We start from the raw sequence: 465 nt of genomic DNA, 5'->3' as shown, positions 1-465 counted from the left end.
TACGGGGTCGTCGAACGCTTGCGCACCGCCTCGTCCAGTTCGTCGAGCATCGTGTTGCCGAGGTGAAGCCGCGCCAGGTCGGCCAGGGCGGCCGCGCCGATGAGCGACTCGGAGTCTTTTCGCACCAACAGCGTCGCGTTGTCGGTCGCTCCGAGAACCAGTCTCGGATCCTGTAAGCGGCGGATCCGGAACCGCTTGTGCAGTGCCTGTGGATGCCAGAACGGGATCACGACCCACCGGCGCTGCGCGACCGCGTCGACGAAGCGGCCGATGCACTCGTCCTCTGTACCGTGCGCGAAGTGGTATCCGGCGTCGTCCAGACCGTAGGTCTCGATCGCTCGCGGCGACATCTCGCTGATGCCCGCTCCCGGCGCCATACCCTGGATGAGTCGCTCCATGTGATCCGCGGCAGGCGCGGCGAGCAGGTCGGGGATCGACGCGACCTGGGCCGGCACGTACTCGGGT

Annotated in this window: 1 protein-coding gene; it reads right to left on the bottom strand. The window is 67.5% G+C overall.

All coding sequences use genetic code 11. The annotated features are described in order from the left end of the window. A partial coding sequence (locus tag EEB15_RS33330; protein WP_199236714.1) for a glycine betaine ABC transporter substrate-binding protein occupies window positions 1-465 on the bottom strand: 465 nt, incomplete at both ends.

This window comes from Ramlibacter sp. WS9, from assembly GCF_003797765.1.
Lineage (GTDB): Bacteria > Pseudomonadota > Gammaproteobacteria > Burkholderiales > Burkholderiaceae_C > Ramlibacter.
The sequence above is the reverse complement of the archived record's forward strand: the minus strand, read 5'-3'. Positions and strand labels throughout refer to the sequence as shown.